The organism is Fictibacillus phosphorivorans, assembly GCF_001619875.1.
In the GTDB taxonomy this organism is placed as follows: domain Bacteria; phylum Bacillota; class Bacilli; order Bacillales; family Fictibacillaceae; genus Fictibacillus; species Fictibacillus phosphorivorans_B.
The window spans coordinates 538,512-565,092 of record NZ_LRFC01000023.1 but is presented as its reverse complement, the minus strand read 5'-3'; the positions used below and the strand labels follow the sequence as shown (position 1 = coordinate 565,092).

Genomic DNA, 26,581 nt, shown 5'->3' with positions numbered 1-26,581 from the left:
TTCTTATTGACAAGGACAGCCGAAAAATAAACATGATTCTCGGTCGTGGCACTGACCTTGTATAACCACTGTCATTTCACTAAAGTGATCAATTCTCCCAAAGGCAAGTGTTTCATGTTTTTCAGTGCAGTATACTTCAATCGGAAGTCCAAGGCGCATGCTATAAGATAAATCCAGGTCTGTCACGAGAGACTTATTCTTCAATTTAGTTAATGTCATGATGTTTTTCCTCTCCTATCTTTTGGTTAATCATGTAAATTAATCATACGGTAAATTTACAATTTTTTCAACTAACATTTTTTAAATATTCAAAAAATTTAAAGGGGATTCTTCTACTTAGGAAGGTTCTAAAATAGTATGATATGATCATTTAAACCCTAAAGGAGGTCGTAATGATCTTTATATATATATTTATCTCTGCAGTTTTTCTCCTGTTACTCTATATGTATATTGAAGCGCACCGAAATCGTGTCATATTTGATTCGGTTAAGATTGACAAGCTTCCAAAACCTTTTGAGAATTTTAAAATTTTCTTTATTTCAGATATTCATAAACGAAAAATATCTAAAGACATTGTTCTTACAGCACAAAAAGCTGATCTGGTCATAATCGGAGGAGATCTTGTTGAAAAAGGAGTTCCGATGAACAGGGTAGAAGATAACATTAAGCTGCTCTCTAAATTGGGTCCTGTTTACTTTGTGTGGGGAAATAACGATTATGATGTAGAACCTCTACACCTTGCGGATACGATTATTAAACAGGGAGCGCGAATTCTAGACAACTCAAGCTTCAGCATAAAAAAGAATAATGAAGAAATAGATATCGCTGGCGTAAACGATATTTCCTTAGGCTATTCTTCATTAGAAGATGCATTGCATGATTGCAAGTCTTCGTGCAGAATTTTAGTTAGTCATAATCCTGATATATCAAAAAGTATAATAACGGATCACAAAATCCAGCTCGTTTTATCCGGCCATACACATGGTGGACAAATACGCATAGGACCTTTTGGAATAGCGAAGAGAGGCGGCTGGTATAAAGAGGATACACACATTCTTTTAGTGAGTAACGGCTATGGTGCTACCCATCTACCTCTCAGATTAGGTGCACCAAGTCAAACGCATTTACTTTCACTTACAAGGTAAAAAGTTTACAGTATAATGATTTATTAGATATACTCTTCTTAACCTATTTATTGGAGGAAGAACGGATGCCTAGTGAAGGGAAATATAACATTAAAGCGGTTTCTAAGATGCTTGGCATTCAAGCGGGTACATTAAGAGCTTGGGAAAGACGCTATTCTATTGTTAAGCCGAACCGTAACGAAGCTGGCCATAGATTATACACCGACGAACAAGTATACATATTAAAATGGCTAGTAAATAAAGTGGATCAGGGGTTTACGATCAGTCAAGCGGTTGACGTTGCGCAAAATGGGGAACTTTATAAAGAAGCTGCTCCATTTGCGGCAGAAAATACAGATCGAGCAGCTGAAATGGGTAACATGATCTTAGAAGCCCTGTTATCGTTTCAAGAAAAAAAAGCAAACGATCTTTTGAGTCAAGCGTTTAGTATGTATAATTTGGAAAAAGTCATAATTGATATTTTGGGCACATTATTAGTACGCGTAGGTCACCTATGGGAAGAACAAAAAATCACAGTAGCGCACGAACATTTTACTTCATCCTTTTTAAGGAATAAAATTGGACAACTTATTCAATGGCTTCCATCTGACCCTTATCTGCCAAAGGTGATTGCCGCATGTGGCTTAGATGAAGAACATGAATTGGGTCTTCTGATGTTTACTTTGTTTTTAAGAAGAAAAGGATTTGAAGTTATATACTTAGGTCATGGAATACCAAAAGAAGATTTTGAGGTTGTTATAAATGAAGTAGAACCTAAAATGGTGTTTTTCTCGTGTACGATTGAAAATAATTTAACAAAAACACTTCAATGGGTCGAGGGGATTAAAGAACAGTTCCCAAATATCGCATTCGGTGTAGGAGGTTCGGCTATTAGCCAATTACCTTCAGATATCCAGAAAAATTATGAAACATTTCTAATTGGGAGTACAAAATTGGAATGGGACGACTGGATTTCTGAGAAGCTGAGAAAACATTAGCTTTTAGTAATATATTCTCGGATGTTTATCACCAACTTTTTACAAACTCATATATTGATATTAAGACATAATAGCGCCGATCGTAAGGGGGACCAGAGATGCGGGTAGAACGGTTAACCTATAACAAAATAAAAATCTTCCTAACTTTTGATGACCTGAATGAACGTGGTATTTCTAAGGAAGAAATATGGCAGGATATTCCGAAAGTTCATCAGCTTTTCCGTGATATGATGACTGAAGCTGATGATGAAGTGGGATTTAAAGCTGATGGTCCTATTGCGGTTGAGGTCTTTTCACTTCCAGCTCAAGGTATGGTTGTAATTGTTACTAAAGGAATCAATGAGTATGAACTTGAAGAAGAATATGATGAAGATTATATAGAAATGCAGGTTACCTTAGATGAGAATGATGAAATTTTTTACGAGTTCTCTTCTTTTGAAGATGTCATTTTGCTTGCAAAACGTCTTCACTCACTAGAGATTAAGGGTGGAAGTCTGTATTCTTTTAATAATCACTTTTACTTAAAGTTTGAAGAAGAAGAGATCAAACCAGTAGACCTTGATCTATTCATAGCTCTTCTTGCTGAGTTCGGCAGTTCCTCAACAATTACAAGCTACAGAGTGATTGAGTATGGGAAACAGTTGATGAAAACAAATGCAATCAGTGAACTGTACCGTTATTTTAAGTAAAAAGAGGGCGCAATTTTTTGCGTCCTTATTTATTTTGGCTCTTTCTATAGGCCAGTCACAGGCTTTTAGAGCTCAAACGAACAAATAGGTACTTATTCTAGTTAATCCTTATTTCAGCAGATGACAGAATTTATTTTTATCATGTAGATATCATTGTGAAATCGAAGAGTAAACGTGTTATGATTATTAATATTTTTTCATCTTCTGAACCGTTATGACGGCAGGGAATATAATATCTACATAAACTTTTGGGCTAGGAGTGACCATAAAAATGAAAATTGCAGTCTTATATGGCGGTGTGTCTGCTGAACGTGAAGTATCATTATCAACCGGAAAACAAATCATTTCTGCGCTTGAAAGCAAAGGGCATGAGGTAGAAGGGATCGATTTCCACCCTTCGCGGTTAAATGAACTGCTAAATCTAGACGCAGATGTTGTTTTCTTAGGACTTCATGGGAAATTTGGTGAAGACGGCAGATTGCAGGGGCTGTTAGATATGCTTGAGATTCCATACGTAGGATCAGGTGCTTTAGCATCAGGTATTGCCATGGATAAAGCTAAATCCAAGCAGTTCTTCAAAGATGCTGGTATAAATATCGCTAAAGAGAAGGTTCTTTACCGAAAATCATATGATGAGAATCAATTGGAGCTTTCCTTTAATTTTCCAGCAGTAGTTAAGCCGAACAGAGAAGGATCTACAATAGGTCTGACCATTGCACAAAATCATGAAGAACTTCTAAAAGGTATTGCTGAAGCATTCCTACACGATGATACGATTCTCGTTGAGCAATTTGTAAGCGGGAAAGAGGTTACTGTAGCGGTAATGGGGGAACATGGTAACTATAAAGCTCTTCCTGTTGTCGAAATCGAACCGAAAAATGCGTATTATGATTATGAATCAAAATACGCAGAAGGTGGAAGTATCCACTATGTTCCTGCACGACTTGATGAAAAAACAACCACTTTATTGCAGAAACAGGCTGTTCTTGCTCATGAGGTGCTAGGTTGTGAAGTATATTCACGTGTTGATTTTATCGTTCCACATGACGGTTCTGAACCTGTCATCTTAGAAGTGAATACACTCCCAGGTATGACACCGACAAGTCTGTTTCCTGATGCTGCAAAAGAGATTGGTATGGATTATCCATCAATGATTGAAAAATTAATTGAATTATCACTTAAGAAATAAGAAATTTTTTAAAGTATGGAGAATCTAAGTTCCCCGTTTTCAATAGAAAGCGGGGAAACATAAAAATGGACATGCCGTTTACTCACATTTATAAAATCATTGAAGGTGAATGGCACCAAAGTCTTTTTAATAACCATTAAAGTATGTTAACGATTAAACAAAGTATACATTTTTTTGTTTTTGTTTCTTATGGAAATCATATAAAAAAGGTCATAAAAGATATGTATGGGTATACATTCTTGTCATTATGGTTCCTGTGTACGATAGCCACAATACTATCACGTAGAAACACTAGTTTAAAGCCTTAAAATTCAGTTAATTTCTATTGTTGAAAGACCATGGTTATTAATTACCTACGCAATAAAATTAATAGAGGCGTATAGATATAAAATCCTATTAAAAATTAACGAAAATAGCTTGATTTAGTTCAATTTATTCACTATAGTAAAGGTGTTTCATGGAAATGAAAGCGTTATACAAATAGGATGTAAGAAGCTTGAATAAACTCTAGAGGTGACGAATATGGGAGGTAAACAAATGACAGCCCAAAATACTACAGACCAAAAATCCGACAATCATCATGAAAATGACAATGTGCTCCAATCCACGCAATCCGTAATTGCGGATGCGCTCGATAAATTAGGATATTCTTCCGAAGTTTATGAGTTATTAAAAGAGCCGATTCGTATGTTGACTGTTCGAATTCCGGTAAAAATGGATGACGGTAGCACAAAAATTTTTACAGGATATCGTGCTCAGCACAATGATGCTGTTGGTCCAACTAAGGGCGGCGTTCGTTTTCATCCGAATGTATCAGAAACAGAAGTAAAAGCGCTCTCAATTTGGATGAGCTTAAAAGCTGGAATTGTAGATCTGCCATACGGCGGAGGAAAAGGCGGAATCATTTGTGATCCGCGAACAATGTCTTTTAGAGAACTTGAGAGATTAAGTCGTGGGTATGTAAGAGCAATCAGCCAATTAGTTGGACCTACAAAAGACATTCCTGCTCCAGATGTATTTACAAATTCACAGATTATGGCATGGATGATGGATGAATATAGCAGAATTAGAGAGTTCGATTCTCCAGGATTCATTACAGGAAAACCACTCGTTTTAGGTGGGTCTCACGGGCGTGAAACAGCAACTGCTAAAGGTGTTACAATTTGTATACGTGAAGCTGCAGCAAAAAAAGGCTTTCAACTTGAAGGTGCTCGTGTAGTTGTACAAGGATTCGGAAACGCAGGAAGTTTCCTTGCTAAATTCATGCATGATGCTGGAGCAAAAGTCATTGCTATTTCAGATGCATACGGTGGTTTATATGACCCAGAAGGCTTAGATATTGATTATCTGCTTGAACGCCGTGACAGCTTCGGAACAGTAACAAAATTATTTAAAGATACAATTACGAATCAAGAGCTATTAGAACTTGATTGTGACATTTTAGTACCGGCAGCTATTGAAAACCAAATTACAGAAAAGAACGCAAATCAGATCAAAGCGACGATTGTTGTTGAAGCTGCAAATGGACCGACGACTCTTGAAGCGACAAGGATCTTATCAGAAAGAGGAATTCTATTAGTTCCAGACGTTCTAGCTAGTGCTGGCGGTGTAACCGTTTCTTATTTCGAATGGGTTCAGAACAACCAAGGGTACTATTGGACAGAAGAAGAAGTTGAAGAAAAATTAGAAAAAGTAATGGTAAAATCCTTTGAGACGGTATATACCACTGCAATGAACAGAAAAGTAAACATGAGACTAGCTGCATATATGGTTGGTGTTCGTAAGATGGCTGAGGCTTCTCGCTTCAGAGGCTGGATTTAATTTTTTGCAAACTCATACCAAATCTCCTATCATTGATGATAGGAGATTTTTTTTGGCATGATAATAAAGAACATTAGCAGTTTTTTGGAGTGGTGAAGTAGTGAATATTGAGGTTTGTATTATTGGTGGAGGGCCTTGTGGGCTTGCTGCTGCAATGGCAATGCAAAAGAAAGGCATATCCTATTGTGTGATTGAAAAAGGTAATGTGGTAAACACCATCTATCAATATCCAACACATCAAACGTTTTTCAGTTCGAGTGAAAAGCTTGAGATTGGTGATTTTCCTTTTGTACATGAACAGAGAAAGCCAAAAAGAATACATGCTTTAACCTATTATCGTGAAGTGGTAAAAAGAAATAAACTTCATGTTCGGACATTTGAAAAAGCAGAATCCGTAATAAAGAATCCAGATGGATCGTTTACCGTACAAACGATTAATCACAAAAATGAGAAAGTATTATACGATGCTAAGTGGGTTGTTATCGCAACAGGCTATTATGATAACCCTAATTTTATGAACATAGAAGGAGAGGACCTGCCTCACGTTTATCATTATTTTAAAGAAGGTCATCCCTTTTATGACCTGGATGTTGCGGTGATCGGCGGAAAAAATTCAGCCATTGATGCAGCGCTAGAACTGGAAAAAGCAGGTGCGAGACCTCATGTTTTTTATCGGGGAAGTGAATATTCTAAAAGCATCAAACCATGGGTACTTCCTGAATTTGAAGCAGGTGTAAAAGCAGGCAGTATAAAAATGACGTTTAATGCATCTGTGAAAAAAATAACAGAAGATGGGATACTGGTTAATGATTTAGAACGTGAGACATTCCATCCGGCTCACGCTGTTTTTGCCATGACAGGATATCACCCGGATCATACGTTTATCTCAAAAATGGGTGTGACGATTGATGGTGAAACGGGTCGGCCGTTATTTTCAGAAGATACGATGGAGACAAACGTTGAAGGTCTGTTTATAGCAGGTGTTATTGCTGCAGGTAACAATGCGAATGAAATTTTTATTGAAAATGGAAGATTTCACGGTGATAGGATCGCTCAAACGATTGAAGAAAGGCAAAAAACCGATAATCTTTAAGGGATTATCGGTTTTTTATTACACTCTTTTAAAATTGTTGCTTGTGCAAGGTGTGACGCACCTGTATTAAAGAAAGCGAGTCACATAAACAAAGCTCGAAAATTATGTTATTCAAGGAAAAGCTGCTGCAGTTGATTAGGATCACTCATATTTTCTAAAGCGATCATAAGCTTTAGTCTTGCTTTTTGTCCATTTAAGCCATTTGAGAAGATGGCACCTAGTTCTTTCAGGTGTTTTCCTCCACCTTCATAAGAATATATATCTTGTGCTATTCCATTAAAGCATCTGGAAACGAGGACAACTTGTACTCCCTTTGCGATGAGTTCTTGTAATGCAGGGACAGTTGCAGGGGGCAAGTTGCCTTGTCCTAAAGCTTCGATTACGACACCGTCTGCAGCGTTTGTTGCAGCTTTGATCAAACTGCCGTCCATACCTGCATATGCTTTTAATAAGATAACGTTTTTGGAAAATTTCTTAACATGAAATGAGCTGGATTTCAGTGGTGTATGATGAAATAGGACACCTCTTTTTGTGACGATTCCGATCGGTCCGTATTGAGGACTCTGAAAAGTTGCTATGTTACTTGTATGTGTCTTCGTTACGTTTTTAGCAGCGTGTATCTCATCGTTAAAAACCACCAGTACGCCTTTTCCTAATGATTGTTCTTCACAAGCAACTCTCACAGATGAAATAAGGTTGTAAGGTCCATCAGATCCATGTTCATTGCTTGAACGCATAGCACCAGTCACGATAACGGGTATTGAGGTTTGCAGGACAAGATCTAATACATACGCTGTCTCTTCTAATGTATCAGTACCATGGGTAATCACAATTCCGTCATATTGATCTGATTCTGTTTGAACCGAAATGAAATTTGCTAACTCCAGCATATGTGATGGTGTTATGTGAGGAGAAGGCAAGTTAACATAGTTTTTTACAGTAATTTCTGCGATATCAGATAGTTCAGCAATGGTTGCTTCTAACGGGTGTATCTCTTTTGTATTAACACCGCCTGTTGCCTTGTTCTCTTCCATTGCAATAGTGCCGCCTGTATGAATCAGTAAAATCTTTTTCATGGCTGCAGCCCTCCTTATTTCTCAGTGTTCTCTATTCCACTTCTTAAAATATCATGTTACGATATAAAAAAACAGTAGAAAAGAGGCAGGACATGCTAGCTGTAATTTCTGCAGCGGTGGCTCCGGCTATTGCTCTATTATCCTTTTTTTACCTAAAAGATAAATATGAAACAGAGCCATTATCATTAGTGGTTAAAGTATATATATTTGGAGTGCTCCTTGTCTTTCCAATTATGGTGATTCAGTTTGGATTTAAAGAGGAAATGAACATTACCCCTTTTATTGATGCTTTTTTTGTAAGTGGAACGCTTGAGGAATTCTTTAAATGGTTTTTAGTATTCTATGGAGCTTATTTACATGAAGAGTTCAATGAACCTTATGATGGTATCGTTTATGCAACCGCACTATCATTAGGATTTGCATCATTAGAAAATATTTTTTATCTCTATACGTTTGGAATTGAAGAGGCCTTGGTCCGTGCGCTTCTTCCAGTAAGTGGTCACGCACTTTTTGGTGTAATCATGGGGTTTTATCTTGGTAAAGGTAAGTTCTCATCAGGCAGAAAGAAGATGGTCTACCTTTCTTTATCCCTCTTCTTGCCCGTTATTCTACATGGTACTTTTAACTTCTTATTATTATCGAGTACGAAATACATCTTCTTTTATATGTTTCCATTTATGATTTTCTTATGGTGGTTTGCTTTAAGAAAAGTAAGACTCGCTAATAGTGCGGTAACTCCCTATACAAATGCTGAAGCGAAGACCGGTATCTAGCCGGTCTTCTTTTTTGTGACAATTAGACTTTGAAAGCTGAATAAAAAATAGCAGATTACAAATGATACCTGTATAACACGAAAATGGAGATTAAATTACAGGAGGCTCACTTTCTCATGAAAAGAAATTCAGCTTACATAAAGGGAGTATTCGTTATTATCGCCCTTTGTTTTGGGCTTTTAGCTGGGTTTGGTCAGAATAATGCACAGGCATTTTCAAACCAAGTCATACAAGTAGGAGCTACGGGTGAAGATGTAGTAGAACTGCAGTCCAGGCTTCAATATCTAGGTTTTTACACGGGTAACATCGATGGTGTTTTTGGATGGAGAACCTATTGGGCATTAAGAAACTTTCAATATGAATTTGGTCTGCCTATTGATGGTTTAGCAGGGGGTACAACGAAAAATAAGTTAGCCAAAGCTTCAAAGTATGATAAGGCTTGGGTTAATAAGCAAATTGATACAGGAAAGAAGTTTTCTTATTACGGTGGGGAAAAGAAAAGTACAAAAAGCGGTGCTGCTAAAGGTGGAACAGCTACTAAAGGCGGGGCAGCAAAAGGTACAAAAGGTACAGGGCAAGGGCAAGCAAAAGCTAAGCCTGCACAAGTAAAGCCGGCAAAAAATATTCCTAACGGCTATTCACAAAATGATGTTAACTTGATGGCAAATGCGGTTTATGGAGAAGCAAGAGGTGAGCCATACATCGGACAAGTAGCAGTAGCAGCAGTAATCATCAATCGTGTAGAAAGCGCTACTTTTCCTAACACGGTTTCCGGAGTTATCTTTGAACCTGGAGCATTCACTGCTGTAGCTGATGGCCAGATATACTTAACGCCGAATGATCAAGCTAAGAAAGCAGTAATGGATGCGTTGAACGGCTGGGATCCAACCGGTGAAGCAGAATATTATTTTAACCCGGATACAGCAACATCTGGCTGGATATGGGGACGTCCTCAAATCAAAAAAATTGGAAAGCATATTTTCTGTAACTAATAAAGGGGTGAAATGATATGATACGCACAATCCTAATCGTACTGTTATTCGTTGCTGTAGCAGGAACAGGCTATTGGGGCTACAGTGAACATCAGGAAAAAAACGCTGTACTTCTTCAAGCTGAAAATAACTATCAGCGCGCTTTCCATGATTTGAACTTCCATATGGACTCACTTCATGACAAGATCGGCGAAACCATCGCGATGAATACAAGAAATCAATTATCTCCGGCATTAGCCCAAGTATGGAGACTCACATCAGAAGCTCATAATGATGTTGGTCAGCTTCCATTAGCACTGCTTCCTTTTAATAAAACGGAAGAGTTTTTAACGAAGATGGGCGAGTTTAGTTATCGAGCAGCTGTACGTGACTTAGATAAGAATCCGCTTACCGATAAAGAATATAACACGTTAAAAGAACTGTATGCTAATTCAACAGAAATTCAAAACGAATTAAGAAGAACGGAATCTCTTGCTCAAAAGAACAACCTTCGTTGGATGGACGTAGAGATGGCTCTTGCTACCAATAAGCAGCCTGAGGATAACACGATCATTGATGGATTTAAGACCGTTGATAAATCTGTTGAAGGCTATACAGATGTGGATTTTGGAACAGAAGTGTCAAATATGGAGAAAATGAAAGATCGTGATCTTAGTCAGTTAAAAGGAAAAAAGATCTCAAAAGACGAAGCCAAAAAGATAGCGATCGATTTTTTTCAATTAAAAAAGAACGTGAAAATTACAGTAGAAAGTACAGGAAAAGAAGCGAAGTATGATGCATATTCGTTAACTCTCTATAACCCTGAAACGAAGGGTACAACCTATATGGACCTTACGAAAAAGGGTGGTTATCCACTTTATGTTCTTTATGATCGTAATGTTGGAAAGCCAAAAATCTCTTTAAATGAGGCCATGATGCAAGCAGAAGACTTCCTGAAGAAGCACATGGAAAGCACGATGGAAATGGTAACAAGTGATCAGTATGATAACATTGGGGTATTCACATATGCCCGCCTACAGGACGATGTGAGAATCTATCCTGAAACTGTTTCTGTAAAAGTAGCTTTAGATAATGGTGATATTATGGGGTATGAAGGCACAGACTTCCTTCTTGCTCACGTAGACAAGAGAACTCCTGTATTTAAAATTTCCGAAAAAGAAGCAAGAACCAATCTAAACCCTAATTTCCAAGTGAAAGAAATAAGCAAGGCGCTAATTCGAAATGATATTAACGAAGAAGTGTATTGTTATGAATTCTTAGGAACGTTAGGTGATGATACGTTCCGTGTATTCATCAATGCAGAGAATGGAAACGAAGAAGAAGTGAAGAAGATGAAAGAAGCAGAACCGTCTTATAACGATATTTAAAAAACATAACTATCTAAAAAGCATCTTTATAAAAGCTTTAAGGTCAATGGAAATCTGTTTCTTACATCAACATCATAATTAAAGCGAAATTTCGTAGTTTGAAATTTTGCTTTTTCTTTTATTTTTTAACTGTCATAATAAGGGAGATAGGTAAGAAAGCTTTATATGGGGGAAGTTGAATGATTTCAATAGGTGAACTGTTATTTTTAGAACCTTTGTTTTCCGACAAAAAAGATAAATATCGCTGTAAAGTATATGACCTTAAGGGTGATCATCTTTATATTGATTATCCAAGCAATGAAAAAACGAATCGCACTGAGTATTTTTTTGATGGAACACAGTTCAAAGCATCATTTGTTGACAAAGAAAAGAACGTATATACCTTCCGTACAGAGCTATTGGGGAGAAAGATAGAGAACATACCTGTATTAATGATTACTTCTCCAAAAGAAGAAGAAATTCAAAAGATTCAACGAAGGGAATTTGTACGAGTAGAAACCATGCTCGATGTTTCTGTTATCAATAGTAACGATACTTATTCTCCGTTTAATTCAGTCGTACTAGACTTAAGTGCTGGGGGAATGCTTCTTTCACTTCCTTTAGATCATTCTGTAAAAAATGAGGATAGGTTGGATTGTCTCGTTGTTTTGCCGATGCAATCAGGTGAAAAGATTTATTTAGACCTGCCATGTAACGTATTAAGAATATTGGATGGTCACACGAATGGACGTCAAAGAGCATCGCTTCAATTTGACCAGATTACTCAAAAAGACAGACAGTATATTATTCGGTTTTGTTTTGAACAGCAGCTTCTCATGAAGAAGAAGGAAACAAAGATTTTTTAAATGGATAATTCATCTCTTTTAGGGGAAAATATTCCTGAAAAGTAGGTGAAGGATCTACATGAGACGATTCGAACGAATTTTGATTCAGCTTGCTATTGTTCATTTTATCCTTTTAGTTACAGCTCAATTTTTACTAGAAATTCCTTCGTTTAAAATGTACACCAATAAAATCATCTATTACGAGGGAGTCATTAAGAACGATAAAGGACCAGCTTTGGAAACAATAGACCGATAAACAACATATATGGTAAGATACATATAGAAAGAATCTGATATTTTAAGATTCTAACACAGAAAAAAGCAGGGGATATTCACCTGCTTTTTATTGCTATGTATGCATTGTTACATAGGAATCGGGTAGGAGGAAACATGAAAAAATTATTATCAATCGCTATTGACGGCCCAGCAGGGGCAGGCAAAAGTACGGTAGCTAAGCAAGTAGCTGAACGACTTTCTTTTATTTATATTGACACAGGTGCTATGTACAGGGCATTAACGTATAAAGCTCTTTTAAATAAAGCAGATCTTAACGATGGAAAAGCACTTGAAGCTGTATTAAATCATACTGATATCAAACTTGTTATTACTGATCAGGGACAAGCTGTTCTTCTTGATGGAAAAGATGTTTCAGAAGAAATCCGAACGAGCGAAGTAACGAATAACGTTTCCTTTGTAGCACGTCAACAAGAAGTTCGGACAGAAATGGTAAAAAGACAACAGCTTCTTGCTGAATCTGGCGGTGTTGTAATGGATGGCCGTGACATCGGAACACATGTCATGCCAAATGCCGAACTTAAAATTTTCTTAATCGCTTCTGTTGAAGAAAGAGCTCGTAGAAGATATGAGGAAAACCTTTCTAAAGGGTTCGAAGCTGATTTTGAAAAGTTAAAAAGTGAGATTTCTTTAAGAGATAAACGTGATAGTGAGAGGGAAGCTGCTCCACTTAGAAAAGCAGAAGATGCTATTGAGCTCGATACAACCAGTATGTCAATTGAAGAGGTAGTTTCAAGCATCCTTCATTATGCAAAAGAAAGGGCGCTCTAATATGAAGCTTTATTCTTTCGGTAAATGGCTGTGCGGGACTTATTTTAAAGGAACGTATAAGCCTGAAATCATTGGGGCAGAAAACATGCCAAAAACGGGTGGTGTGCTGCTCTGTTCGAATCATATCCATAATTATGATCCTCCTCTTGTTGGAGTGGCTTCACCGAGGGAAGTACATTTTATGGCGAAGGCTGAGCTTTTTTCTGTTCCCGTTCTTAAACATATACTGCCTAAAATCAACGCTTTTCCCGTTAAACGTGGGATGAGTGATAAGACGGCTTTAAAGACGGGTATGAATCTTTTAAAAGAAGGTAAAGTAGTCGGCCTATTTCCTGAAGGTACACGCAGCAAGACAGGTGAAATTGGAGAAGGATTAGCTGGGGCGGGATTTTTTGCCCTGAAATCTGAAGCACACATCGTTCCATGTGCGATTGTCGGGGAATACCAAAAAGGAAAAAGTCTAAAGATCGTATTTGGGAAACCGATAGACTTTACACATTTTCGGGAGCAAAAAGCTTCCGCTAAAGATGCGACAGAGCTTATAATGAAACAGATAGGTCAGTTGAAAAAAGAGCACGAGTAAGATTTACTTTGATCGATGTTAATGTTCTTTCATTACCGAAAGTTCAATAAATAACTTTTCTAATTTTTGAGGAGGGCACGAACATGACAGAGGAAATGAGCACAAGTTTAACAAATGCTAGCATGGCTGAAAAAGGTGAAATCATTAAAGGCACTGTTTTAAAAGTGGAAGACAAACATGCGTTAGTTGATATCAGCGCAAAGCAAGACGCGTTCTTGCCGATTAATGAAGTTTCAAGTCTTTTTATTGAGAAGGTAAGTGATGTTTTGAATGAGGGAGATCAGATCACTGTTAAAGTACTTTCTCACACAGAGGACAAGCTGCTCGTTTCAAAAAAAGCGGTAGACAGCGAAAAATCATGGAGTGAACTGCAAGAAAAATTTGACTCTAAAGAAACGTTTGAAGTCGTTGTTCATGATGTAGTTAAGGGCGGACTTGTAGTAGACCTTGGAGTTCGTGCTTTTATTCCGGCTTCTATGGTTGAGTCACATTTCGTTGAAGATTTTTCTGAATATAAAGGAAAGACGCTTTCTGTTAAAATAGTAGAACTGGATGCAGATAAAGGACGAGTTATTTTATCACATCGTGCCGTAACAGAAGAAGAAGCAGGCAATAAAAAACAAGAAATCATAGATCGTTTAGCACCAGGTGAAATTATTGAAGGAAAAGTTCAGCGTTTGACCGATTTTGGAGCTTTCGTAGATATTGGAGGCGTGGATGGATTAGTACACGTTTCACAGTTATCGCACAATCGAGTTGATAGTCCTTCCGATGTTCTCAGTGAAGGTGAAACCGTGAAAGTTAAAGTCCTTTCCGTAGATCGTGATAATGATCGAATTTCTTTATCAATTAAAGAAACACAGCCAGGACCATGGGAAGAAGCAAGTTCTTCTATTAAAGCTGGAAGCGTAATTGAAGGTACTGTAAAACGTATCGTTACATTCGGAGCGTTTGTTGAAGTAGCTCCTGGCATTGAAGGTCTAGTTCACATTTCTGAGATGGCCAACCGGCATATTGGCAATCCAAGTGAAGTTGTAAAAGAAGGTCAGCAAGTATCTGTTAAAGTTCTTGAAATAAACAGCAATGACAAGAGAATGAGCTTGAGCATGAAAGCTGTACAAGATGAGAAGGAAAAAGCAAACTTAAAAGAAAATCTTCCTAAAGAAGAAAAAGGCTTCTCCTTAGCAGATATGATTGGTGACAAGCTTAAAGGATATAAATAATTTATTATGAACAGCTCTCGATATTTAATCGAGAGCTGTTTTTTTGTGGTTAGAAGAAGGTGTAAAGTGGCAATAATGCTATCGAGGTGAATTACATGAATGATGGTACAATCTTTTATTGGTTCATGTGGATGGGATGGGTTATAACGACCTTTCTTATCAAAAGGAGTTCAGTTAGAAATTATTCTGTTTTAATACTTTTAACGGGGATAACCTTGTCAGACACCTTCATTGCGTTTTCACTAGGAAATATAAATGCTGCGTTCTTATTTTTCTTGTGTATAGGGCTGGTTTATTTAATCAAACATACCGAGCAGCTATTTTTTTACGTAACAAAGAGTTTTATTGCTGCAACATGTTATGTGTCGTTAGAACTGTTTGCTCTATACGACCCAGTTAAATTATTGTTTGATAAAAAGTATATGATCGTTATCATCCTTGCTTCTCTTCTCGTTCTGTTAACCAAAACGTATAAAGAACTTTTCTTTCTTCCTATAATCGGTCTGTTTATCGGTGATACTGTTTTTCAGTTTCTAATCTATAGACTCAGTGCCAAGATTGAAATAGGTTCATTATATGTGATGGATTTGTTGGCCTCAACTTCTATGATCCTCTTGTTTATGGTAGTATTGGTAGATATGTTCAAAAACTTAAAACGCACACCTAATAATAAGGTTACTTCTGCAAAACAGATTTAACGGATATTCAGTTGTCTAAAGTGTAAAGAGTTTGCTAAAATAAGTGGACTTGTCTATTTACAAGAAAATGATGGAACATATAAAAGAAAACTTGATGATTGACTTGATCAGAAAAAAGGGAAGTGTCTACATGACGAAACCAGTTTTAGCAATAGTAGGAAGACCGAACGTAGGGAAATCTACTATTTTTAACAGAATTGCGGGAGATCGCATCTCTATTGTTGAAGATATGCCAGGAGTTACGCGTGACCGTATCTACAGTTCAGCAGAATGGCTGAATACAGAATTCAACCTTATCGATACAGGTGGGATTGAAATTAGTGATGCACCATTTATGAGTCAGATGAAAGAACAAGCAGAACTTGCTATTGAAGAAGCAGATGTCATTCTCTTTTTAGTAGATGGCATGAACGGAATTACAGCTGCAGATGAAGAAGTAGCTAAGATGTTGTTCCGTTCAAAAAAGCCTGTTGTACTAGGTGTAAATAAGATTGATAACCCAGAACGTAAGGAGCTTCTGTATGAGTTTTATAGTCTCGGGATGGGTGAGCCGATTGGCGTATCAGGAACACATGGTATCGGCCTTGGGGATCTTTTAGATCAAGTGGTAAGCCATTTTCCTGAAACGGTTGCAGAAGAAAAAGAAGAGGACACGATTTATTTTTCATTAATCGGAAGACCGAACGTAGGGAAATCTTCACTAGTAAACGCCATTCTCGGTAAAGAACGTGTTATTGTGAGTAATATTGCAGGGACGACAAGAGATGCGATTGATTCGAGCTTTGAACGCGAAGATCAGAAGTATGTAATCATTGATACAGCAGGAATGCGTAAACGTGGAAAAGTGTACGAAACGACTGAGAAATACAGCGTTATGCGTGCGATGAAAGCGATTGAACGTTCTGATGTCGTCCTTATGGTTATAGATGCTGAAGAAGGAATCATCGAGCAGGATAAAAAAGTAGCTGGTTTCGCACACGAAGCCGGTAAAGCTGTCGTGATCGTTGTAAACAAATGGGATGCTGTTGAAAAAGATGATAAAACCATGCAAAAGTTTGAGCAGAAGATTCGTGATCATTTCCTTTACTTATCGTATGCGCCTATTGTTTTCGTCTCGGCAAAAACGAAACAGCGTCTTCACCAGCTGTATCCTGTAATCAATCAAGTTGCAGAGAATCACTCGTTAAGAGTTCAGACGAATATCTTGAACGAAGTAATCATGGATGCAGTAGCCATGAACCCAGCGCCAATGGATAACGGAAAGAGACTGAAGATCAACTATGCAACACAAGTGGCTTCAAAACCGCCTACTTTTGTTATCTTTGTTAACGATCCGGAATTATTCCATTTTTCGTATAAGCGTTTTCTGGAGAACAGAATACGTGAAACGTTTGGTTTTGTTGGAACACCGATCAAAATATTTGCGAGAAAGAAAAATGATTAAGGTTTTATGATGACGATCGTTCTCTTCGTTTTCTCCTATTTGATAGGATGTATTAGCTTTAGTTATTTGCTGACCAAAGTTTTGAAAAATGAAGATATAAGAAATCACGGCAGTGGCAACGCAGGTGCTACAAACACGTTACGAGTTCTTGGGAAGGGACCTGCTATCGCTGTCCTGCTGTTAGATTGCTTTAAAGGTGTATTGGTCGTATCAGTCGCTTTTTGGTATTCAGATTCCCCTGTAATAGCCGTTATATGTGGTTTATTGGCTGTTATTGGTCACAATTATCCCGTCTTTTATGGATTTAAAGGCGGGAAAGGAGTGGCTACCGCGATCGGCGTGTTTGCTGCAGTTGCCTTTTTGCCTTCTTTAATAGCAGGGGTCATCGCAATTATAACGATTTGGGTTTCCAGGTTTGTCTCACTGGGTTCAATTGTTTTTTTAATATTATCTCCTTTTTTTATGCTGTATCAATTTAACTTGCCTCTCGAAGCAGTATTAACTAGTTTCTGTATTTCGATCGTTTCGATATGGAAACATCGGGGAAATATGGCTAGGATCTGGAGAGGTAACGAACGTAAAATTTAATAGTGGAGTGTGACATGTATGGATAATGTTGCTGTTTTAGGTGCTGGGAGCTGGGGTACAGCTCTTGCCATCGTATTAGCTGACAATGGTCATGATGTCCGTTTGTGGGGTCGTAGAGAAGAACAAGTGGTGGAAATAAACAAAGAACATCGCAATGAAAAATATCTCCCAGGAATTGTGCTGCCTGAAAATATACAAGCGACCACTCAGTTGGAAGAATGCATAAAAGATGCTGATACAATTGTACTTGTTACGCCTACAAAAGCGATGAGAGACGTATTGAATCTCTTGAAAAACAAACTTGTATCTCCTGTTACAATTGTTCACGCTTCAAAAGGAATCGAACCTGGTACATATAAAAGAATTACGGAAATTATCGAAGAAGAACTGCCTGAGTCTGTTCTTGAATCTGTGGTGGTTCTTTCAGGACCGAGTCATGCAGAAGAAGTTTCTTTAAGACAGCCGACTACGGTTACCGTTTCTTCTGCAAACATGAAAGCTGCAGAAAAAGTTCAAGATCTTTTTATTAATCAAAACTTCCGTGTGTATACCAATCCAGATGTTATCGGTGTGGAGCTTGGTGGAGCATTAAAAAATATTATCGCTCTAGGAGCAGGTCTTTCTGATGGATTAGGATATGGTGATAATGCTAAGGCTGCCTTAATCACAAGAGGTTTAGCTGAAATTGCTCGACTTGGCACACATATGGGTGCAAATCCTCTTACTTTTTCGGGTCTTACAGGGATTGGTGATTTAATCGTAACCTGTACGAGTGTACATAGCCGTAACTGGCGTGCGGGCAATATGCTAGGAAAAGGTATGAAGCTAGAGGATGTCCTTGAGAATATGGGAATGGTAGTTGAAGGGGTTAGAACGACTCAAGCAGCTTATGAATTGAGTAAACGTGAAGAAGTAGAAATGCCGATCACACAAGTGCTTTATGATGTATTGTTTAACGGCAAGGGTGCAAAGCAAGCTGTTGATGATCTCATGCAGCGTACGAGGACACATGAAGTTGAGGATGTTTCTTCTTTAAAGAGTTGATGAAGCAAATGGGCGAATGTCTAAATTATTTTAGGCAATCGCCTTTTTTTCTTTCACGCTTCTTTTTTACCTGCATAGGATAGGGGTGAAAAGGAAGTGGGAGGAGGACTTCAGGTGGAACGTGAACAACAATTTTTTGATAAGATTGAGAAGAAAACAAGTGTAAAAAAGGATGACATTTTTAAACTTGCCCAATCCGTATCGGGCTCTAATCTTCGCGACGAGCGCACGATTCGAATGCTGATTTCCCAAGTATCTTCTATGGCTGGGGTAGCAGTTACGAAGCAAAAAGAAGATCAGATTGTTCAGGCTGTTCTTAACAACAACATCCCTTTAGATCTGGCAACACTATCCAAAATGTTTGATAATAAGTAGAAGATCGGTCTTCAAAATAAAAGGGAACACGTACCTAAATCATGAAAGTTTCCATTAAGAACAGGAAGTATTTAGTCGAACACCCGGTAACTAGCCGGGTGTTTTTTTGTTGACTATTTACCTTATAAAAACATGTTGTGACTTTCCTATGTCTAAACCAAGAGATTAGAAAATTTAAAGATTCCATGTTCTTGAAAATGTAAAGGAAATAACAAGAATTATGCTATAATGTACGCTGTGGACAAGGAGGATACATATGAGTGAAGGATTATTGAAAATGTGGGTGGCGTTGTCTGCCATCGGTTTAATGTTTATTGCTGTTTTTTCTATCATGTTCAGCCGATCAAAGTTATCAGGAATATTTCAGACGGTTGTTTCGTTATTCGCGTGGATCTGTATGATCGTAGCAGGTATTCTTATCATAATCGTTGTATTCAGCGGACCTGTTCAAGGGTAAGGAGGAATTTAAGATGACAAAGAAATGGTGGATTCCTCTATGTCTAATACTGTTGACTCTTTCAGGGTGTTTATATCCCGAAGAACGAAAAACGCAAAATCGAGTTCCTTATCAGGATCAGATTACGGCGGTTCAGCAAGCTGTTGAGAGCTTTCAGAAAGATACAGGTGTACTGCCTATAAAAACAAAAGAAGCTGACACAGATATCTATCAGAAATACTTGATTGATTTTAATAAACTAGTCCCCAAGTATATGCAGGAGCCCCCTGGGAATGCTTTTGAAAAAGGAGGAACTTTTCAGTACGTATTAATCGATGTTGAAACGAAGCCTACTGTTAAGCTTGCAGATCTCGTATTAACTGACAAGGTTCAAGATGTACAGGTCGCACTTAACATCTATATGGCAAAACATCAATATCCCCCATTCAAAAAGATAGAAGCACAGGGCAGGCACACACTTGATTTTAAAAAGTTAGGATTTAAGGAAGATCCATACGTTACCAGCCCTTTTACCGGAAAGAAACTTCCATTGATGGTTAACGGTGATGCAAAGGTATTTATAGATTACAGAAAAGATCTAAAATCTGCGGTCTCAAGCTATTCGAACGAATTAGATAAACACGAAGATATCCGTCATCTGCTAGCGATTCATTCCTTTTTTGTGCCTATCTATTCAGTACCTTATACAGTTGAAAACAATCAGCTTGTTTTTTTAATAAAATAGGCATGAACTCTCCCTTTTTCTAATACATTCATAGAAAAGGCGGAGAGATTTTTTTGGAAATCCTTTTAACGAAACAAGCTTTATAGTTTCATCGGTAGGCACTGAAGTGCGCGCCCTCCCGTTTTTATGGAACTATACAACAGAGAATTGTAAGGATCCAATAAAAATTTCCGTTCCTTTGTCATAATCAATAGGACAAAATCATACGATATATTGTCCAAGACTAGCATCCGGAACTTTATTTGGATCGGGAGGGAAACGAATGGAAAAAATCGATATTTTCAAAGATATCGCCGAAAGGACGGGCGGAGATATCTACTTAGGCGTAGTAGGAGCAGTAAGAACGGGTAAGTCCACTTTTATCAAGAAATTTATGGAACTTGTGGTGCTGCCAAACATTGAAAACGAAGCAGAACGTCAACGTGCTCAGGATGAGTTACCGCAGAGTGCAGCTGGACGCACCATTATGACCACTGAACCCAAATTTGTTCCAAACAACGCGGTAAGAATCAACGTAGGTGATGGGCTTGATGTTAACATCCGTCTGGTAGACTCTGTAGGTTATGCAGTACCGAGTGCTAAAGGGTACGAAGATGAAAACGGTCCTAGAATGATTCATACTCCTTGGTATGATGAGCCGATTCCGTTCCATGAAGCGGCAGAGATCGGCACAAGAAAAGTCATCCAGGAGCACTCTACTCTTGGAGTAGTCGTGACAACAGATGGTTCAATCGGAGAAATTCCAAGATACGATTATGTGGAATCAGAAGAGCGTGTTGTAGAAGAGTTGAAAGAAGTTGGAAAACCATTTATTATGCTGATCAACTCCACACAACCGCATCATCCAGATACACAGAAGCTACGTAATGAGCTTTGTGAAAAGTACGATATACCTGTTCTTGCAATGAGCGTTGAAAGTATGACAGAGCATGATATCAACAATGTTCTAAGAGAAGCATTATACGAATTTCCGGTGCTTGAGGTCAATGTGAATCTTCCTAGCTGGGTCATGGTGCTCCGCGAAAACCATTGGCTGCGTGAAAGCTATGAAGAAGCAGTAAGAGAAACCGTTCAGGATATTAAGCGTCTCCGTGATGTGGATAAAGTGGTAGGCTTCTTTGCAGATTACGACTTTATTGATGATGCGAGACTCGCTGGAATCGAAATGGGTCAAGGGATTGCAGAAATTGATCTCTTTGCACCAGATTACTTGTACGACCAGATTTTAAAAGAAGTAGTTGGTGTGGAGATACGAGGAAAAGATCATCTGCTTCAACTGATGCAAGAGTTTGCTTACGCTAAAACAGAGTATGATCAAGTGGCAGATGCACTAAGAATGGTGAAGCAAACAGGTTATGGAATTGCAGCGCCTGCCATCACAGATATGAGTCTTGATGAACCAGAAATCATCAGACAAGGATCAAGATTCGGTGTAAGGCTTAAGGCAATCGCACCATCCATTCATATGATTAAGGTCGATGTTGAATCAGAGTTCGCTCCAATTATCGGTACGGAAAAACAAAGTGAAGAGATGCTCAGATATTTGATGCAAGACTTTGAAGAAGATCCGTTATCAATCTGGAATTCTGATATCTTTGGAAGATCACTTAATTCTATTGTAAGAGAAGGAATACAAGGCAAGATTTCACTAATGCCAGAGAATGCTAGATATAAATTAAAAGAGACGCTTGAACGTATTATTAATGAGGGATCAGGCGGTTTAATTGCCATTATTTTATAACGTTGAGACTCCTTTAACTAAGGAGTCTTTTTTCTATTACTTTTTGCCCTCCATTATGCAACTTCTTAATTAAAATAGAACGATTGTCCCGTGCTGAGTAGAGACTTTTTTACCTCATCGAAAGGGTTTTTTGTAAAAAAAGGTCAAAAAATAAGGAATTTTAAGGGTTGAATACCGAAAAACAGCTAAAAAAGATTGAATTCTTGAAAGTAATCGTATAATATAAGGCTTGTCACAGATAAAATTAGTAAAATCCTGTATATTACCTATCAAATTAATACTGTACGAAAGTATTTTATAACCGATATAAGGTGAGTAAATCCTTGAGAGGAGGTGAATGGAATGAACAAGACTGATCTAATTAATGCGGTATCTGAGCAAGCTGAGCTTTCTAAGAAGGATGCATCAAAAGCAGTTGACGCTGTTTTCGAAGCAATCACTGGTACACTACAAAGCGGTGATAAGGTACAACTTATCGGATTTGGTAACTTTGAAGTACGTGAGCGTGCGGCTCGTAAAGGACGCAACCCACAAACTGGTCAAGAGATCGAAATCTCTGCTAGCAAAGTTCCTGCTTTCAAACCAGGGAAAGCCCTTAAGGACGCTGTTAAATAATTGATACATAGGGCAATTTTAAGGACCGTGAGTTTTTCACGGTCTTTTTTTATACCGTTTTATTGTTGGTGTAATTGAAAGTTGTTCATTTTCTTTCCTGCTGCTCTAGTTTTTTGGTTAGGCTATAAATGGATTGTCAACTCTTTCACCCTTGGTGTAAGGGGTTTCTCCTTTTGCTATTCTTCTTTCAGTATGCTAAAATTTTTCTATTGTGTTAATGGAATTGGAGGACAATTGGCGTGGCAGAAGTTCAAAAAGAAAAAATTGAAGCAGCAGTTAAAATGATATTAGAAGCAATTGGTGAAGATCCTGAACGAGAGGGTTTAATAGATACACCAAAACGTGTAGCAAAAATGTATGAAGAAGTGTTTCAAGGTTTAAATCAAGATCCAAAAGAACATTTTGCTACCATTTTTGGGGAAGATCATGAAGAATTAGTACTTGTAAAAGATATACCTTTTTATTCAATGTGTGAGCATCATCTCGTACCTTTCTTTGGAAAAGCGCATATCGGCTACATACCAAAGGGCGGAAAAGTGACGGGTCTAAGTAAACTAGCAAGAGCGGTAGAGGCTGTTACGAAGCGCCCTCAGCTCCAAGAAAGAATTACTTCGACAATCGCGAACAGCTTGCTTGAGACCTTGGAACCTCATGGAGTGATTGTTGTGATAGAAGCCGAGCATATGTGCATGACGATGCGAGGAGTAAAGAAACCAGGTTCCATGACAGTAACGTCAGCAGTACGAGGCGTTTTTGAAAAAGATCCTGCTGCTCGTGCAGAAGTCTTAAGTTTAATCAGAAACTGAAATTAAAGGAGGTTTATCCCATGAAATCAGAATTTGACTTCTTCGTAATTAAAGCAAAAGAAAACGGTGTGAATGTAATTGGGCTAACGCGCGGTACGGAAACAAGATTTCATCATTCTGAAAAACTGGATAAAGGTGAAGTGATGATCGCACAGTTTACAGAACATACTTCAGCCGTAAAAGTTAGAGGCAAAGCCGTTATCTATACGAAACATGGAGAAGTAGATACCGAATCGTAAGCAAGGACTGGCGGTAAGGTCGCCGATAAGATGTGCTAGGCCATAAGCCTAGTTTTCTTTATGTCTTTTAAAGAGGTTGAAACCTTACAATATTGGCGACTATGGTATAATAAGAAAGCACAATTTTGCTGTGTCATTGGAGGGATTTGATGAACACCATGGAACAAATTCAACGCTTAAAACAGCATACACTTTTATTGATGCAGCACAGCTATGTGGAACGTTATATTCAACCTCCAGTTTTTAGTGAATCAAAGGTATTTATCACGTACTGTCTGCTCCGTGAACTGGAACTAAATGAGGCTGTAGAAGCGGAATATTTCAGTTCTATTCTCTTAATTCAGTCTGCTTTAGACCGCCATGATGATATTCTAGAGAATCATATTACAGCCAATAAAAAGAATAGGCAGCTTGTCGTTTTATCAGGCGACTATTTCAGCAGTTTATACTATCTTCTGTTAGCGCGTTGTGAAAACTTAGATCTGATCTCCAAATTATCAAGTGCTGTGCAGAGTATTAACGAACATAAAGCAAATCTGCATAAACAAGATAAGCTGTTAAACGGCAGTGTTGAATACTTGAAGAACGTGCAGAGAATTGAAAGTCTATTATTTACAAAAGCAGCAGAATCATTTGGTCTGCATACATACATCCCTTTTATTGAGCGCTATCTTCTTGTTTCTCGGTACAGGAATACTGAAATGAGAAGACAGTTGAGTGAAGAACAATTGAATTATTTGAAAACGTGTGAAAAGGAATTGAAACACAAAGATGTTGAAATACCCCTCATGTTTCATAGAGAAGGATATAGCATCGAAACAGGCAGTGAAAATGACTTAATGTTAGGAGAGGGGTAATCCGATGTTGAGCAAAGAAGAAAGGGTTCACTCTGTATTTGAAAAGATCTCGGATCAGTACGATTATATGAACGATTTAATCTCGTTTAAACAGCATAGTAAATGGCGTAAAGATACGATGAAGAGAATGAAAGTCCAACCTGGAAATCACTGTTTGGATGTTTGCTGTGGTACGGGAGAATGGACATTTGCCCTTGCTGAAGCGGTTGGGATTAAGGGCAAAGTTATCGGATTAGACTTTAGTCAGAACATGCTAAACGTTGGGATTGAAAAGCTAAAGGTACGCACTTCACCTCAAGTCGCCTTTATTCATGGAAATGCGATGGAGCTACCATTTGAGGATAATTCGTTTGATTATGTAACGATAGGATTTGGCCTTAGAAATGTTCCTGATTACCTTCAGGCACTTAAAGAGATGGCTCGAGTTGTAAAGCCAGGCGGCAGAGTGGTTTGTCTGGAAACGTCTCACCCGACCGTGCCTGTTTTTAAGCAGCTCTTTACATTTTATTTTACGTACATCATGCCAGTGTTTGGCAAATTGTTCGCTAAAAGCTATCAGGAATACGCATGGCTTCAAGAATCAACAGAAGCGTTTTTAACAAAAGAAGAACTTAAAGAATTATTTAAAGAGGCAGGTTTGTCTAACGTTGAAGTTAAATCGTATGCTCTAGGTGCTGCCGCCATGCATACCGGGAAAAAACAGCAATAGAAGAGAGCGTTGCAGTGTGTGGAATAAATTAAAGATAATTTTAGAAATGATTAAGTTTGAGCATACCATCTTTGCTCTTCCGTTCGCTTTTTTAGGGGCAATCATGGGAAACATTGTTGAGGAAGGATCTATGCCTTTATTAATAGAATGGATTTGGATTACGCTTGCTATGGTTGGTGCAAGGAGTTCTGCGATGGCACTTAACCGTGCGATAGATTCAGAGATTGATGGAGCAAATCCAAGAACGAAAACACGGGCTATTCCGGCAAAGCTGTTAAACAGAGGTGAAGTGTACGTATTTATAGCTGCTTCTCTTGCACTATTATTCGTCAGTGCCTATCAATTAAATTTTCTTTCAGTGAAACTGCTGCCGTTGGCTGTCTTTTTTCTTGTCATTTATTCATATACGAAGCGATTTACTTATTTATGCCATATTGTTTTAGGCATTACGATTGCACTAGCACCTCTTGGTGGTTGGGTTGGTGCAACAGGGACACTGAGTCCAGAAGCTTTTTTGCTATTCTTTGGTGTTCTGTTCTGGACAGCGGGGTTTGACGTGATCTATGCTACACAAGATGCTGACTATGATAAATCACATGGCCTGTACTCTATTCCTTCTGCGTTTGGCATCTCAAACGCTTTGAAGGCAGCTAAGTGGCTGCATGTTGCTAGTTTTATAGCTTTTATTTCACTTGGTATTGTGTCAGGGATGGGGTGGGTCTATTACCTGGGTGTATTCATCTCTGGAGCGATCATGGTCTATGAACATTCACTCGTAAAACCCCATGACTTGTCCAAATTGGATGTAGCATTTTTTACAATGAACGGTATCTTAAGTGTCGTTATGTTTATTTTTTCAATAGGGGACCTTTTACTATGAAGACATTTACAATAGGAATTACAGGAGCAAGTGGTGCCGTATACGGCGTAAGGCTTGCTCAAGAAATTTTAAAAAGCGGGCATAAACTGCATCTTGTTGTAACGGAAGCAGGTTGGCAAGTGTTTAGAGAAGAATTGTTGTGGAATACAGATAATCGTGAAGAATGTATTGAAAAACATTTTGCTTCATATGGCAAAGAACGTTTTTATTACCACACATTGCGTGACTTTAATGCACCAATCGCCAGTGGTTCATATCAGAACGATGGGATGGTCATCATTCCTTGTTCAATGGGAACTCTCTCTGGTATTGCGCATGGTGCATCTGGCAATCTACTAGAACGTACGGCAGATGTTATGTTGAAAGAGAGCCGCAAACTGATAGTCGTGCCTAGAGAAACACCGCTTCATAAAATACATCTTGAAAACATGTTAAAAGTAACAGAAGCTGGAGGGAAGATTGTCCCTGCCATGCCAGGTTTTTATCACCTGCCTAAGTCGATGGATGACCTTGTAAACTTTTTAGTAGGAAAAGTTTTGGACAACTTAGGTGTGCATCACGAATTGTTTACACGCTGGGGAGACTGA

Annotated in this window: 31 protein-coding genes; 29 read left to right on the top strand and 2 right to left on the bottom strand. The window is 38.2% G+C overall.

Features of this window, described 5'->3' with window-relative positions:
- Positions 1 to 3: 3 nt before the first annotated feature.
- Complete coding sequence (locus AWM68_RS12265) at positions 4 to 219, bottom strand: hypothetical protein (RefSeq protein WP_066241936.1); 216 nt, start codon at positions 217 to 219, stop codon at positions 4 to 6.
- Positions 220 to 392: 173 nt separating this feature from the next.
- Here AWM68_RS12265 and AWM68_RS12260 point away from each other — a divergent pair, with 173 nt between their 5' ends.
- From AWM68_RS12260 to AWM68_RS12235, 6 genes are all read left to right on the top strand, one after another.
- On the top strand, positions 393 to 1,145 hold the full coding sequence (locus tag AWM68_RS12260; protein WP_066241932.1) for a metallophosphoesterase: 753 nt from the start codon (positions 393 to 395) through the stop codon (positions 1,143 to 1,145).
- 65 nt (positions 1,146 to 1,210) lie between these two features.
- Positions 1,211 to 2,122: a MerR family transcriptional regulator gene (locus AWM68_RS12255; protein ID WP_066241928.1), complete on the top strand. Its 912-nt coding sequence runs from the start codon at positions 1,211 to 1,213 to the stop codon at positions 2,120 to 2,122.
- A 98-nt stretch (positions 2,123 to 2,220) separates the two neighbouring features.
- On the top strand, positions 2,221 to 2,811 hold the full coding sequence (locus tag AWM68_RS12250; protein ID WP_066241926.1) for a genetic competence negative regulator: 591 nt from the start codon (positions 2,221 to 2,223) through the stop codon (positions 2,809 to 2,811).
- A gap of 271 nt (positions 2,812 to 3,082) precedes the next feature.
- Positions 3,083 to 4,000 (top strand): D-alanine--D-alanine ligase family protein, encoded by a 918-nt coding sequence (locus tag AWM68_RS12245; protein ID WP_066241923.1) that lies wholly within the window; start codon positions 3,083 to 3,085, stop codon positions 3,998 to 4,000.
- A 537-nt stretch (positions 4,001 to 4,537) separates the two neighbouring features.
- Positions 4,538 to 5,821, top strand: coding sequence for a Glu/Leu/Phe/Val family dehydrogenase (locus AWM68_RS12240; RefSeq protein WP_066241921.1), 1,284 nt, complete (start codon positions 4,538 to 4,540; stop codon positions 5,819 to 5,821).
- A gap of 100 nt (positions 5,822 to 5,921) precedes the next feature.
- Positions 5,922 to 6,914, top strand: a complete 993-nt coding sequence (locus AWM68_RS12235) for a YpdA family putative bacillithiol disulfide reductase (RefSeq protein WP_156488395.1) — start codon at positions 5,922 to 5,924, stop codon at positions 6,912 to 6,914.
- A gap of 107 nt (positions 6,915 to 7,021) precedes the next feature.
- Here the strand turns inward: AWM68_RS12235 and AWM68_RS12230 are convergent, their stop codons facing one another.
- Entirely contained in the window at positions 7,022 to 7,990 is a 969-nt protein-coding gene (locus AWM68_RS12230; RefSeq protein WP_066241919.1) for an asparaginase, read from the bottom strand.
- Positions 7,991 to 8,082: 92 nt separating this feature from the next.
- Between AWM68_RS12230 and prsW the strand changes: the two genes are divergently transcribed.
- The 23 genes from prsW (at position 8,083) to AWM68_RS12120 (ending at position 26,581) form a co-directional block, all read left to right on the top strand.
- Complete coding sequence (gene prsW, locus AWM68_RS12225) at positions 8,083 to 8,763, top strand: glutamic-type intramembrane protease PrsW (protein WP_066241915.1); 681 nt, start codon at positions 8,083 to 8,085, stop codon at positions 8,761 to 8,763.
- Positions 8,764 to 8,879: 116 nt separating this feature from the next.
- Positions 8,880 to 9,755 carry a spore cortex-lytic enzyme gene (gene sleB, locus AWM68_RS12220; RefSeq protein ID WP_066241913.1) on the top strand — a complete coding sequence of 292 codons (876 nt, stop codon included), beginning with the start codon at positions 8,880 to 8,882 and terminating at the stop codon, positions 9,753 to 9,755.
- A 17-nt stretch (positions 9,756 to 9,772) separates the two neighbouring features.
- Positions 9,773 to 11,122: a germination protein YpeB gene (gene ypeB / locus AWM68_RS12215; protein ID WP_066241910.1), complete on the top strand. Its 1,350-nt coding sequence runs from the start codon at positions 9,773 to 9,775 to the stop codon at positions 11,120 to 11,122.
- Between the two features lie 179 nt (positions 11,123 to 11,301).
- The gene (locus AWM68_RS12210) at positions 11,302 to 11,967 is read left to right on the top strand and encodes a flagellar brake protein (RefSeq protein ID WP_066241907.1); all 666 of its coding nucleotides are present in this window, start codon (positions 11,302 to 11,304) and stop codon (positions 11,965 to 11,967) included.
- A 58-nt stretch (positions 11,968 to 12,025) separates the two neighbouring features.
- Complete coding sequence (locus tag AWM68_RS21460; protein WP_156488394.1) at positions 12,026 to 12,202, top strand: DUF5359 family protein; 177 nt, start codon at positions 12,026 to 12,028, stop codon at positions 12,200 to 12,202.
- Between the two features lie 134 nt (positions 12,203 to 12,336).
- Complete coding sequence (cmk, locus tag AWM68_RS12205; protein WP_066241904.1) at positions 12,337 to 13,011, top strand: (d)CMP kinase; 675 nt, start codon at positions 12,337 to 12,339, stop codon at positions 13,009 to 13,011.
- A 1-nt stretch (position 13,012) separates the two neighbouring features.
- The gene (locus AWM68_RS12200; RefSeq protein ID WP_066241902.1) at positions 13,013 to 13,594 is read left to right on the top strand and encodes a lysophospholipid acyltransferase family protein; all 582 of its coding nucleotides are present in this window, start codon (positions 13,013 to 13,015) and stop codon (positions 13,592 to 13,594) included.
- Between the two features lie 83 nt (positions 13,595 to 13,677).
- A complete protein-coding gene (gene rpsA, locus AWM68_RS12195) occupies positions 13,678 to 14,817 on the top strand; it encodes a 30S ribosomal protein S1 (RefSeq protein WP_066241899.1) in 1,140 nt (379 codons plus the stop codon).
- A gap of 95 nt (positions 14,818 to 14,912) precedes the next feature.
- Positions 14,913 to 15,515, top strand: a complete 603-nt coding sequence (locus AWM68_RS12190; protein ID WP_066241896.1) for a YphA family membrane protein — start codon at positions 14,913 to 14,915, stop codon at positions 15,513 to 15,515.
- Between the two features lie 130 nt (positions 15,516 to 15,645).
- Positions 15,646 to 16,959: a ribosome biogenesis GTPase Der gene (der, locus tag AWM68_RS12185; protein ID WP_066242486.1), complete on the top strand. Its 1,314-nt coding sequence runs from the start codon at positions 15,646 to 15,648 to the stop codon at positions 16,957 to 16,959.
- Between the two features lie 6 nt (positions 16,960 to 16,965).
- Positions 16,966 to 17,547: a glycerol-3-phosphate 1-O-acyltransferase PlsY gene (gene plsY / locus AWM68_RS12180; protein ID WP_066241893.1), complete on the top strand. Its 582-nt coding sequence runs from the start codon at positions 16,966 to 16,968 to the stop codon at positions 17,545 to 17,547.
- Between the two features lie 18 nt (positions 17,548 to 17,565).
- A complete protein-coding gene (locus AWM68_RS12175) occupies positions 17,566 to 18,591 on the top strand; it encodes an NAD(P)H-dependent glycerol-3-phosphate dehydrogenase (RefSeq protein WP_066241891.1) in 1,026 nt (341 codons plus the stop codon).
- Positions 18,592 to 18,705: 114 nt separating this feature from the next.
- Complete coding sequence (locus tag AWM68_RS12170; RefSeq protein WP_066241889.1) at positions 18,706 to 18,966, top strand: stage VI sporulation protein F; 261 nt, start codon at positions 18,706 to 18,708, stop codon at positions 18,964 to 18,966.
- 256 nt (positions 18,967 to 19,222) lie between these two features.
- Positions 19,223 to 19,423, top strand: a complete 201-nt coding sequence (locus AWM68_RS12165) for a DUF2768 domain-containing protein (RefSeq protein ID WP_066241886.1) — start codon at positions 19,223 to 19,225, stop codon at positions 19,421 to 19,423.
- Between the two features lie 13 nt (positions 19,424 to 19,436).
- The gene (locus AWM68_RS12160; RefSeq protein WP_066241883.1) at positions 19,437 to 20,147 is read left to right on the top strand and encodes a hypothetical protein; all 711 of its coding nucleotides are present in this window, start codon (positions 19,437 to 19,439) and stop codon (positions 20,145 to 20,147) included.
- Between the two features lie 262 nt (positions 20,148 to 20,409).
- Entirely contained in the window at positions 20,410 to 21,888 is a 1,479-nt protein-coding gene (gene spoIVA, locus AWM68_RS12155; RefSeq protein WP_066241881.1) for a stage IV sporulation protein A, read from the top strand.
- A gap of 342 nt (positions 21,889 to 22,230) precedes the next feature.
- A complete protein-coding gene (locus AWM68_RS12150; RefSeq protein WP_066241877.1) occupies positions 22,231 to 22,503 on the top strand; it encodes an HU family DNA-binding protein in 273 nt (90 codons plus the stop codon).
- A gap of 239 nt (positions 22,504 to 22,742) precedes the next feature.
- Entirely contained in the window at positions 22,743 to 23,309 is a 567-nt protein-coding gene (gene folE / locus AWM68_RS12145) for a GTP cyclohydrolase I FolE (protein ID WP_066241875.1), read from the top strand.
- 20 nt (positions 23,310 to 23,329) lie between these two features.
- Entirely contained in the window at positions 23,330 to 23,548 is a 219-nt protein-coding gene (mtrB, locus tag AWM68_RS12140) for a trp RNA-binding attenuation protein MtrB (RefSeq protein ID WP_066241872.1), read from the top strand.
- A gap of 149 nt (positions 23,549 to 23,697) precedes the next feature.
- The gene (locus tag AWM68_RS12135; protein WP_066241870.1) at positions 23,698 to 24,405 is read left to right on the top strand and encodes a heptaprenyl diphosphate synthase component 1; all 708 of its coding nucleotides are present in this window, start codon (positions 23,698 to 23,700) and stop codon (positions 24,403 to 24,405) included.
- 4 nt (positions 24,406 to 24,409) lie between these two features.
- Positions 24,410 to 25,114, top strand: a complete 705-nt coding sequence (locus AWM68_RS12130) for a demethylmenaquinone methyltransferase (protein ID WP_066241866.1) — start codon at positions 24,410 to 24,412, stop codon at positions 25,112 to 25,114.
- Positions 25,115 to 25,130: 16 nt separating this feature from the next.
- On the top strand, positions 25,131 to 25,994 hold the full coding sequence (locus tag AWM68_RS12125) for a UbiA-like polyprenyltransferase (RefSeq protein ID WP_082820686.1): 864 nt from the start codon (positions 25,131 to 25,133) through the stop codon (positions 25,992 to 25,994).
- Positions 25,991 to 26,581 (top strand): UbiX family flavin prenyltransferase, encoded by a 591-nt coding sequence (locus AWM68_RS12120; protein ID WP_066241863.1) that lies wholly within the window; start codon positions 25,991 to 25,993, stop codon positions 26,579 to 26,581. The genes AWM68_RS12125 and AWM68_RS12120 overlap by 4 nt, the downstream gene beginning before the upstream one ends.